Source organism: Gordonia sp. UBA7599 (assembly GCA_002477755.1).
Lineage (GTDB): Bacteria > Actinomycetota > Actinomycetes > Mycobacteriales > Mycobacteriaceae > Gordonia.
Genome location: DLKD01000098.1, coordinates 1 through 10,042 on the forward strand (window position 1 = coordinate 1; position 10,042 = coordinate 10,042).

The 10,042-nt window shown below is 65.6% G+C and carries 10 protein-coding genes; 7 read left to right on the forward strand and 3 right to left on the reverse strand.

The window, feature by feature from the left end; all coding sequences use genetic code 11:
* The 4 genes from B4L26_RS11335 to B4L26_RS11350 form a co-directional block, all read left to right on the forward strand.
* Positions 1-1,054: thioesterase domain-containing protein (locus B4L26_RS11335; RefSeq protein ID WP_290718978.1), on the forward strand; the 1,054-nt coding region annotated here is incomplete at its 5' end.
* 59 nt (positions 1,055-1,113) lie between these two features.
* Positions 1,114-1,344: an MbtH family protein gene (locus B4L26_RS11340; protein WP_290718979.1), complete on the forward strand. Its 231-nt coding sequence runs from the start codon at positions 1,114-1,116 to the stop codon at positions 1,342-1,344.
* Between the two features lie 232 nt (positions 1,345-1,576).
* A complete protein-coding gene (locus B4L26_RS11345; protein WP_290718980.1) occupies positions 1,577-1,870 on the forward strand; it encodes a hypothetical protein in 294 nt (97 codons plus the stop codon).
* Between the two features lie 223 nt (positions 1,871-2,093).
* Positions 2,094-5,342, forward strand: coding sequence for a GH92 family glycosyl hydrolase (locus B4L26_RS11350; protein ID WP_290718981.1), 3,249 nt, complete (start codon positions 2,094-2,096; stop codon positions 5,340-5,342).
* 22 nt (positions 5,343-5,364) lie between these two features.
* Here B4L26_RS11350 and B4L26_RS11355 read toward each other — a convergent pair whose 3' ends face one another.
* The 3 genes from B4L26_RS11355 to B4L26_RS11365 form a co-directional block, all read right to left on the reverse strand.
* Entirely contained in the window at positions 5,365-6,183 is an 819-nt protein-coding gene (locus B4L26_RS11355; protein WP_290718982.1) for an acetoacetate decarboxylase family protein, read from the reverse strand.
* 95 nt (positions 6,184-6,278) lie between these two features.
* Entirely contained in the window at positions 6,279-7,262 is a 984-nt protein-coding gene (locus tag B4L26_RS11360; protein ID WP_409563526.1) for an alpha/beta hydrolase, read from the reverse strand.
* Between the two features lie 160 nt (positions 7,263-7,422).
* On the reverse strand, positions 7,423-8,391 hold the full coding sequence (locus tag B4L26_RS11365; protein ID WP_290718987.1) for an alpha/beta hydrolase: 969 nt from the start codon (positions 8,389-8,391) through the stop codon (positions 7,423-7,425).
* A 344-nt stretch (positions 8,392-8,735) separates the two neighbouring features.
* On the opposite strand from B4L26_RS11365, the gene rplN reads away from it, so the two are divergent.
* Genes rplN through rplE form a run of 3 tightly spaced genes read left to right on the forward strand, consistent with a single transcriptional unit; the run spans position 8,736 to position 10,006 of the window.
* Positions 8,736-9,110: a 50S ribosomal protein L14 gene (gene rplN / locus B4L26_RS11370; protein WP_290718983.1), complete on the forward strand. Its 375-nt coding sequence runs from the start codon at positions 8,736-8,738 to the stop codon at positions 9,108-9,110.
* 1 nt (position 9,111) lies between these two features.
* The gene (gene rplX, locus B4L26_RS11375) at positions 9,112-9,429 is read left to right on the forward strand and encodes a 50S ribosomal protein L24 (protein WP_290718984.1); all 318 of its coding nucleotides are present in this window, start codon (positions 9,112-9,114) and stop codon (positions 9,427-9,429) included.
* 1 nt (position 9,430) lies between these two features.
* Positions 9,431-10,006, forward strand: a complete 576-nt coding sequence (rplE, locus tag B4L26_RS11380; protein ID WP_290718985.1) for a 50S ribosomal protein L5 — start codon at positions 9,431-9,433, stop codon at positions 10,004-10,006.
* Positions 10,007-10,042: the final 36 nt, after the last annotated feature.

Genomic DNA, 10,042 nt, shown 5'->3' on the forward strand with positions numbered 1-10,042 from the left:
GGCGCAGGTGTTTGCGCAGGTGTTGGGTGTGGAGCGGGTCGGTGCCACCGATTCGTTCTTCGATTTGGGCGGCAACTCGCTGAGCGCGACCAAAGTCGTCTCGCGATTGCGTGCACATACCGACACAGAAATCGCGTTGGCGAACCTCTTCGCCGATCCGACTCCGCGCGGACTGGCCGCGGCACTGACCGGGACCGGCGGAGCCGTAGACGAGGTCTTGATTCCCCTACGGGCCGAGGGCTCGCAGCCGCCGCTGTTCTGCTTCCACCCCGCCGGCGGGCTGGCGTGGTTCTATGGCGGTCTTGCCCCCTACATCGTCGATCGGCCAGTCTACGGCCTGCAGGACCCGCATGTCGTGCGCGCCGAGTCGCAGGCCGACTCCGTGGAAGAGCTGGCCGCGCGGTACGTCGACGAGATCCAGCGTGTGCAACCGCATGGGCCGTACTTCATCCTGGGTTGGTCGGTCGGCGGCCAACTCGCCCATGCGGCGGCCGTCGCACTGCAGGCTGCTGGCGAGGAGGTCGCTTACCTCGGAATCATGGACGCCGGGATCGTGGAGCCGGAATTCGCGGGTGCCCCCCCAGAGCCCGTAGCGGTCGCGTCGTCGACGATCGGGGAGTCCGAGGCGGTCGTGGACCTGCTTGGCGGTTGGCGCGACCTGTTCGACCTCGGTGACCAGGTCACCGCGGGCAGCCCCGACGACGTTGCCGCGGTGATCCGCGAGCAGATCGCGTCGATGGGCCTGCTTGAGGAGGGCCAAGTGGACCGCATCATGGCGAGCTTCGCCAAGTCGGCTGAGATCGCCCAGGCCTATCAGCCCGGTGCGTATCGCGGCGCTGTTCAAGTGTTCACCGCGACCGCAGACAAGGACGACCCCACGCTGGTCGCAAACAGTTGGCGTCCGTACGTGGTCGGCCCGATCGTCAACGTCGACGTCGACACACATCATCTGGGCATGGCCGACACAGAGTCGCTGCGCATCATCGGGCCAGCCGTCCAGCGCGGACTGGAGGCAGCAACCCAACCGTCCAACGTGCGCCGACGCACTGACTGAACCCGAAACTGAACCGAGTGCGCCAGACCCGCTGGCGCAAACCCGAATAAGGAGAGAATATGACCAACCCATTCGACGACGAGAACGGCCGTTTCTACGTACTCGTCAACGACGAGAACCAGCACTCGCTGTGGCCGACGTTCGCCGAGATCCCGGCAGGTTGGACGAAGGTGTTCGGCGAGGACGACCGCGCGGCGTGCCTGGCCTACGTCGAGGAGAACTGGACCGATCTGCGTCCGAAGAGCCTGATCGAGGCCATGGAGGCCGATGCGAGGGGCAAGGACCAATGACCCTGTCCGTGCGGGTAGAGTCGTGCCGTTTACTGCCGCGCACGGCCGCCACCTGCCAAAAGTCGGCCACGGTTAGGTAACCGATGCAGAACAAGTCGAGCGCGTACGAGTTGAAAATCACACCCGACATGCCATACTGTGAGTGTTCTGGGAGTTACCTGGAGCACAGCGCACGATCTGTGACGATGGTGCGCACCCATGGAGGAAGATGGGGAACGTTATGATGACGCAGGTGATTGACCACGTCAATGAGCGTGCGCACGCTGTGCCGCGCCTAACGGCCGTTCGTTACGAAGGTACCGCCGTCACGTACGGTGACCTCGATGAATCCATCCACAACTACTCCGAGGTGATGAACCGCCACGGCATGAGTTCGGACGCTTCTTTGATTGCGGCCATCGTGAGCTCGATTCCGTCGGTCGCCAGCCTCGGTGAGCGCACCGGCGCCGCTGTCTCGCAGATGATCGAGTGGCTCGGCCGTGATCTCGGGACCGCTGGCGGCGGACACCTCCGCGCCGTCGTCTAGCGCACTGATTCGCGTCTCTTGAGTCGGCCGCGGTCGATTCGCGCGCGTGGCTGAGAAGGCAGACCTGTTCGCTCCTCCCGAACATTCCGATGTCCTCGCCCCACTCACTCGCGGACTCGGTCCGTCGTATGCAGTCAATGCCAAACCCGGCGTCGGGCTGACTTCGGCCCACCCTTGGGGCTACTGCGTGGCTGGGCCTGTAGGGCGCCGTTGGCGCGCTCAATTGGCGGATACAGGCCTGGAAGGCGCCACGATCCCCGTCGGTACCGCGCTACGGTTCGCGGTCTTTCCCTGCTTCGACGACTCTGAGCCCGATGTGCGCGACGGATATGCCGCCACCGCCGTCGCCGTCGACATCGTGTTCACAGACGGATCGCGGTTGTCGGACGCGGCGGCCGTCGATCAATACGGAGTCGCCCTCGACCCGCAGACGCAATACGGGGCCCGACTGCTCTCCGTCGACCAGTGGTCGTCGCGCACCGTCACTCTCGACTTGGTGGTGGGTAGGACTGTCGAACGGGTCGAGCTGGTCGGCGAGGTCCCGGTCCGCACCGACGACCGTGTTAGTGAACGCGCGCAGTCTGGATTCGTCGACCGCATCGACCTCGTCAAGGCTCCCGCGGCACCGACCGAGCCCGTGGGGTGTGTCCGCACGACGCGCGGCACCTTCTCGTCGGACCGGTTTTCCCGCGGCGGCTGCGCGCCGCTCGTCGCGGTCCCGCACGGCTTCGTCTTCGGCCTGCCGATGACCGACGGCGGTAACCGCGGCTGGCCGTACTCCTACCATGAGGCGAGCCGGGTCGACACGAACCCGCCGCAGGATCCGTCGACCGATACTGCGAGCGTCCGCCCGTACCTGCAGGCCTTCGCCACGTCGCACATCCCGTCGCCGTGGATGGGGGACCGCGGCAGCTTCCAGGTGTTCCCGCACCCGCTGGCCCACCCCAATCCGGACCGTCACGAGCGCGCGCTGCCGTTCTCCCATGACGAGGAGATCGACCGTCCCCACCTGTACTCGGTCGTCCTCGACGACGGCGTGCACCCGCCAGTGGCCGCGGAGCTCACCGCCGGCTCCCACTCAGTCTGGTTGCGCGCGACCTACGGCGGCGATACCGGGTCGCTCGTTTTCGACCAGATCGACGGCGACGGCTTCCTCGACCTCCCCGAGCCGGTGCCCGGGCGGCGATACACCGCCACGGGCTACGTCGACGGTCCGGGCGGTCTGACGCATGTGCCGCGCACCTATGTCCACGTTGAAGTCGACGGGCGCGTGCTCAGTGCCCGGCGCTTCCCAGGCCACGAGCGTGAATCGGTCATCGGGACGCTGACGGTAGGGCTCAACGCATCGGACCGGTCCGTGACCGTCGGGATCGGTGTCAGCCACATCAGCCTCGAGCAGGCGAAGCGGAACCTGGGGGTTTCGATACACTCCGCTCCTGGTCTCGGTACACCCCGCTCCTCCGTCGCGGAGCACTCGACCACCGCGTCGCGGAGCACTCGACCACCGTCGGGCTTCGACGCAGTAGTCGCCGACACGCGGGCGCAGTGGAACGAGATCCTCGGCCGACTGACCGTCGAGAATGCGACTCCCGATCAGCGCGTCACGCTGTACTCCAGCCTGTACCGGGTGCACCTGTATCCGAACATCGCATCCGAGCCCACCCCCGGCGGGTGGCGCTTCGCGTCGCCGTTCGCGTACCGCACCGACGTCGACGATTCCCCGACGATGACGGGCCGTCGCATCGTCGATGGGCTGTTGACCGTCACCGACGGCTTCTGGGATTCCTATCGGGCCAGTTGGCCGCTGCGCACGCTGATCGCCCCGGTGCTGACCGGACGACTACTGGAGGGCTTTGTCGAGCACTACCGCGACGGTGGGTGGGTCAGCCGGTGGTCGGCACCCGCCCCGGCCGACATCATGACCGGTACGAGCAGCGATGCAGTGTTCGCTGACGCCGCGATCGCAGGGATCGGTGAGCTCGGCGACTATTCCGTCCTCGACGCCTACGATTCCTGCCTGCGCAACGCGACCGTGCCGTCGGACAACCGCTTTGTCGGCCGCAAGGGCATGGACCGGTCCATGTTCACCGGATACGCCGATACGCATGCCCACGAGGGCCTGTCGTGGACGATCGATGCCGCGATCAACGACGCTTCCATCGCCGCATTTTCGGCGTTCCTGCGCCACCGCCATCCCGACCATGAGCGGGCCGCTGAGTTCGCCGCCAACGCGACCTGGTTCGCTGCGCGAGCGGCGCGCTACGCGTTGATGTTCGACGCCCAGACTGACTTCTTCCGCGGTCGTGAGCCTGTCTCAGAGGGGGTTGCGCTCGGTCCCTGGCGGGCGGGCGAGTTCGACCCGCGTGACTGGGGCACCGACTACACCGAGACCAATGCATGGGGCACTCGTTTCACCGCGCCGCAGGACGGGGAAGGCCTGGCGCAGCTGTACGGCGGCCGAGAGGCGTTGGAGCGGCGGCTCGACGAGTTCATGGCGCTGCCGGAGACTGGTCGGGAGGAGTTCAAGGGCGGCTACCCGGTAGTCATCCACGAGATGCGCGAAGCCCGTGACACCCGGATGGGAATGTTGGCGCTGTCCAATCAGCCGGCCCACCACATCCCGTTCATGTACGCCTTCGCATCGCGAGAGGGCAGCCGTGCGCACGCCAAGACGCAGGCGATCGTGCGAGACGCCGTTGAGCGTCTGTTCTCCGGCTCTGACCTCGGGCAGGGGTATCCCGGCGACGAGGACAACGGCGAGATGTCGGCGTGGTACCTGCTGGCGGTTTCGGGGCTGTACCCCCTGACGATCGGCAGCGGGCAGTTCGTGCTGTGCGCCCCGATGTACCGACGACTCATATGGACGATGGAGAACGGCGCCGCGATCGAGATCGTCGCGCCGTCAGCGTCGGCGGTGAACCGCTACATCCAGTCGGTCCGCGTCGATGGTCAGGCGTGGGACCGCATCACCATCGAGCGCGAGCGCCTCGTCGAGGGTGCGGTGATCGAGTTCGACCTGGGTCCGCAACCGTCGGTCTGGGCCGCGGAGACGGTTCCGCCAGCGTTGACGCCGCCCGGTTCGGCTCCAATGCCGCCGGTCGACTTGACGTCACCGGGTGGTCGCGGCGCAATCGGCGGGGTCGACGCGGGCAATGCGTTCGACGACTCTTCGGGTACCGCGCCCGCGGTCGTCGAGTCGGGTGGCGCGCTCGGATGGGAGTTCGAGGCGCCCACCGCGCTCGATCATTACACGCTCACCGTCGACGAACCCGGCGAGTATTCGTGGGAGTTCTCCTCGCGCGGCCCCGACGGGGAGTGGCAGTCGGTGGCCAGGCAGCAGGCGGAGTTCCGGTGGGGACGTCAGACGAGGATCTTCGCCGTCGAATCCGTTTCGGCGGCGTCGGCGTACCGGTTGGTATTCGCCGGGGCGGTGCGCGTCGCGCAATTGGAGTTCCTGCTACTGGCGCGCTGATCTGGGTCGGGCGCGCCGACTCTCAGGAAACGACGGTGGCGTCGTTGAACGTCATCTCGACCTTGCCGACGACAGTGGTCATGAGGGCATGCTTGGACAGGTCGAAGCTGCGGAGCTCCTCGCCGATCGGATGGTCGCCGAGTTTGAGCGACGCCCCACCCACGCGGGTGGTCACTTCGGCCATTGAGTCGAAGTCCCACGGGATCATGCGCGTGACGCCGTCGATGTGGGAGAAGGCATGGAAGGTGAGGGGCTTGGCCTCGCCGGGCGCCTTGATGCCCCGGCTGATCGTGAGGTCGGCGATCAGCTTTCCGTCGGCGCTGACCCTCCCGTGCGGTTTGCGTGCCTCGTGGTCGACGTCGAAGTCGGCGAGGATCTTGGGGAAGCCCCAGATCCCGCGGCCAGCCGCGAGGGTGAACTCGCCGTCGACGGGAAGCGAGTGGACCAGAACGCTCGACATGTCGATCCCCTTCCCCTCCGACTTGTCGTCGCGGGTGGTGGCGCTCTCGTCTGTACCTGCGTCGTGCACCGGCGCCGCGATACCCGGCGGTGACTTCACCGGGATGCAGACGGCGAACTCGTTGTAGGGCCCCAGGTCGTTGTCGATGTAGTCGACGATGATGAACAGGCACAGCGTTCGGGACTCGAGGAGCTTGAGCGGGTTGAGGCTGCGGGGGATGTCCAGTCCGCGGGGGAGGGTGACGGGCTCGAGCCCGGTGGGTGCGATCGCCGCCGCGACCTTCTCCGCCGATGCGCTAAAGCCCGCCATGAAACAGCGTGCGTTGCGCACTTTGACCGGAGTGTCGACGGTGGTACCGAGGATCTGGTGTGAACTGGACACGGAAACTCCCGACGCGATTAGAACGTGTTCTTGTTGCTCATCGTCGCACAATCGCCGCAGCCCGGTACCGGGATCTGGGCGGTTTGCGCGACGGCTCAGCGGCTGTGCAGGTCGCGGGCCAGCATTGGCCAGGTGTTGTGCAGGTCGTCCTCCCAGTAGCCCCACGAGTGGGTGCCACCGGGATGGGTCACCAGGTTGAACGGGATGTTCAAGGAGCGCAGTCGCTGCGCCATCTCCTGGGTGCACTGGTTGACCGCCGCCTCGATGATCCCCCCGACGACCGCCTGGTTGACCAGCGTGATCGGATCGCCGACAATCCCCTTGTCGGCGAGATTTTCGTGCTTGCCGGGCAGGCCCGTGCCGGTTGTCATGTAGACCTTGGTGCCGCGCAGCCGCGGCGCTTGGATGTAGGGGTCGTTGTCGATCCACCCCCGGCTGCCGACCGGGCCCCACATGTTCGCGATGTTCCCAGCGCCGCGATCGACCACCAGCTTGATGTATTGCTGGCCCGCTGGCGTACTGGTGCGCGCGCAGCCGCTGAACGCGGCGACCGAGGTGTAGAAATTGGGCCTGGCCAGGGCGAGGTTGAACACCGACGTGCCGGCCATCGAAATACCCGCAATCGCGTTGCGTCCGTTTGCGTGGAAGTGGCTGTCGATCAGCGGTGGCAGCTCACGGGTGAGGAACGTCTGCCACTTGAGCCTGCCCAGCGCTGGGTCGCGCCGCTTCCAGTCGGTGTAATAGCTGAACGCACCGCCGATGGGCGTCACGACGAGCACGTTCTTGGTCCGGAAAAACTTCGTGTAGTTGGTGCGTGCAGCCCACGTTGCGGAATCCTCGCCACCGCCGGCGCCGTTGAGGAGGTACAGGACCGGAAGCGGACGGTTCGTGTTGCGCGGGTGCAGGACCGTGACGGGGAACCCCTGGCGCATCGCCGGGGAGTACACGATGAGGGTGGTCTCGTACGGACTGTCGTCGTAGTTGCTCATGATCCGCGCCTTCGGCGCGGCGTGCGCGTAGGCCGATCCGATGATCAGCGCCATCGACGACGCGAGCACGATGCTGAGCAGGCGGAGCATACGCACGCGATTATCCCTCTCATGTGGTGTCGGGCCCTGGTCGGGACCGACAATGTTCCAGGTTACCGGCAGATAGGCCGGGCGACGGATCGGTGATCCATCCGAGACCTGGGTGGTGGTCCGAGTGAGACGTTGCGGGAGTCGAGCCGCAACCGAGTCTCTACTCGGTCTTCAGATCCTTGGCCAGTTTGGGCCACGTCTGATGGAGATCGACCTGCCAGTAGCGCCACGAGTGCGTACCGGTGGGTCGGATAGTCAGGGTGTGGGGGATGTCGAGTTCGGTCAACCGGCGCGACACCTCGCGGGAGCAGACGTTCACGCTCGCCTCGATGGCACCGCCCGCCACCATCTGATTGGCCAGGATCCAGGGGCTGCCCTCCATGTCCGGGTTCTTCAGATTGTCGAACTGACCGGGCAATCCGCTGCCGGCGGTCAGGTAGATGGACATGCCGCGCAGCTTCGCCGCCTGGATGTAGGGGTCGTTGGCGATCCAGCCGGGGCCGCCGAGCGGGCCCCACATGTTCTCGATGTTTCCGTCGCCGCGGTCCACAACGAGTTTGATGTACTGCTGGCCGAGCCAATCGCTGGTGCGGGCGCAACCGCTGAATGCGGCGATCGCCTTGTAGAGGCTCGGCTTGTGGATGGCCAGGTTGAACACCGATGTGCCGGCCATCGAGATTCCCCCGATAGCGCTGAGGCCGGTCGTGTTGAAGTGTTCCGCGATCAGCGGGGGCAGTTCCTCGGTGAGGAACGTCTGCCACAGCGGCTGACCCATGTGCGGATCGCGGTGTAGCCAATCGGTGTAGTAGCTCACCCTGCCGCCGATGGGCGTGATGACATAAACGTTCTTCTTCTTGAAGAACTCGCGGTAGTCGGTCTGCGCGCCCCAGGTCGCGATGTCCTCGCCGCCGCCGGCGCCGTTGAGCAGGTAGAGCACGGGACTCGGCTTCTTCTCTTGCGGAGGCAGTAGGACCTCGATGGGGAAGGCCTTCTTCATCGCCGCCGAGTAGACGGTGAGAATGGTCTTTTGATCGCCGTCGGCCTTCTCGCTGACGATGTGGGAGGCTTGGTCCTTCGGAGCGCCGACTGCCAACGCCGTGCCCAGGGTCGTTGCCACCACGGTGGCCATCGTTGCGGCACCGATACGCCAGAGTGCTCGCACAGATGGTCCTTCCGTAGGGCCGGGCTCGGGGAACTTACTCACGCGTAATAACCGCGCGGACTCGGACATACGTTACAGGTTCGAGATCAACGCCGCTAAACCGCGACACGCGATTTGGCCCCGACCTGCGCGTTCACCTACACTGAATCGGTTGCCTGCGGCGCGTGTGCGTCGCGAATCGGCACACGAACCCACTGGAGTCGTCCGGACCAGTCCGGAAAGCCCCGGGCAGGCGTGTGATCGGTGGCAGCAGGCCGTGCGCGTCGGGTCGGAAATCCGGCGGGCAACGAAACCAGGTCAAGGAGACACGAGTGATTCAGCAGGAATCTCGCCTGCGGGTCGCCGACAACACCGGAGCCAAGGAAATCTTGTGCATCCGCGTGCTGGGCGGCTCGTCGCGACGATACGCCGGGATCGGCGACGTCATCGTCGCCACCGTCAAGGATGCGATCCCCGGCGGCAACATCAAGAAGGGCGAGGTCATCAAGGCCGTCATCGTCCGCACTACCAAAGAGCGTCGTCGTCCCGACGGCAGCTACATCCGCTTCGACGAGAACGCCGCGGTCATCCTCAAGGGTGACAACAACAGCGACCCGCGCGGCACCCGCATCTTCGGCCCGGTGGGCCGCGAGCTGCGCGAGAAGCGCTTCATGAAGATCGTTTCGCTGGCTCCGGAGGTGCTCTGACATGAAGGTGCACAAGGGCGATACCGTGATCGTCGTGTCCGGCAAGGACAAGGGTGCCAAGGGCAAGGTCATCCAGGCCTTCCCGCAGCAGCAGCGCGTCCTCGTCGAGGGCGTGAACCGGATCAAGAAGCACACCGCCGCCTCGGCTGACGAGCGTGGCGCCTCCTCCGGCGGCATCGTGACCCAGGAAGCCCCCATCCACGTCTCGAACGTGATGGTCGTGGACTCCGACGGCAACCCGACCCGCGTCGGATACCGGACTGACGAGGAGACCGGCAAGCGCGTCCGGATTTCCCGCAAGAACGGGAAGGACATCTGAGATGACTACCTCCGAAAAGGTCCAGCCTCGGCTGAAGCTTCGCTACCGCGAAGAAATCAAGGACTCCCTCAACAAGGAGTTCGACTACGACAACGTCATGCAGATCCCCGGTGTGGTGAAGGTGGTCGTGAACATGGGCGTCGGCGACGCCGCCCGCGACTCCAAGCTCATCAACGGTGCGATCAGCGACCTCGAGCTGATCACCGGCCAGAAGCCGGAGGTCCGTCGGGCCCGCAAGTCGATCGCACAGTTCAAGCTGCGCGAGGGCATGCCGATCGGCGCGCGCGTCACGCTGCGCGGCGACTACATGTGGGAGTTCCTCGACCGTCTGGTGTCGATCGCCCTTCCGCGTATCCGTGACTTCCGCGGTCTTTCCGACCGCCAGTTCGACGGCAATGGCAACTACACCTTCGGGCTCAACGAGCAGTCGATGTTCCACGAGATCAACATCGACTCGATCGACCGACCGCGCGGTATGGACATCACCGTTGTCACGTCGGCCACCAACGACGACGAGGGTCGTGCGCTGCTCAAGGCGCTCGGCTTCCCGTTCAAAGACAACAACGCGAAGAACTGACGGTAGGGAAATCTGATGGCAAAGAAGGCTCTGGTC